The organism is Pseudomonas huaxiensis (assembly GCF_003231275.1).
Taxonomy (GTDB): Bacteria; Pseudomonadota; Gammaproteobacteria; order Pseudomonadales; family Pseudomonadaceae; genus Aquipseudomonas; species Aquipseudomonas huaxiensis.
The window spans coordinates 1-484 of sequence record NZ_QKVL01000172.1 but is presented as its reverse complement, the minus strand read 5'-3'; the positions used below and the strand labels follow the sequence as shown (position 1 = coordinate 484).

The 484-nt window shown below is 61.2% G+C and carries 1 protein-coding gene; it reads right to left on the bottom strand.

Annotation, left to right across the window (positions count from 1 at the left end):
* A partial coding sequence (locus DM374_RS32760) for an immunoglobulin-like domain-containing protein (protein WP_157969823.1) occupies positions 1–484 on the bottom strand: 484 nt, incomplete at both ends.

The following is a 484-nucleotide window of genomic DNA, read 5'->3' as shown; positions in this document are numbered from 1 at the left end:
ACCGTTAGCCAGGGTGATGACCAGTGGTGCGCCAGTCACTGGAGCAGTGACCGAAGCGGTGTATGTCACTACGCCGCCTTCGACCGCGCTAGCGGTGGCAGTCAGAGTAACGGTCGACGTATCAATCGAATCCGTAACAGCAGTGACGGCCGCAGTCGGGCTAACTTCCAGATGCTCGAAGTCGCCACCGGTGGTTCCGGTGATGGTCACGCTGACGCTGCCAGCGTCGACGTAAACAGTGTCTTTCGGTGCAGCGAAGGTCACGGAACCTTCGGTGGCGTCCTTGGCGATGGTGATGGTTTCACCGTTGCTCAAGGTGATCTTCATTTCGGTGCCAGCCGGGTTGGTCAGCTTGGCGGTGTAGACGATGTTGCCGCCTTCCTGGACGGAACCGGTGGCGCTGAGGGTCAGGCCGGTGGTGTCGAGGCGCGCAGGATCATCGGTGACGACGGTGGTCGGAGTACCCGCAGTTTCCAGGTGCTCG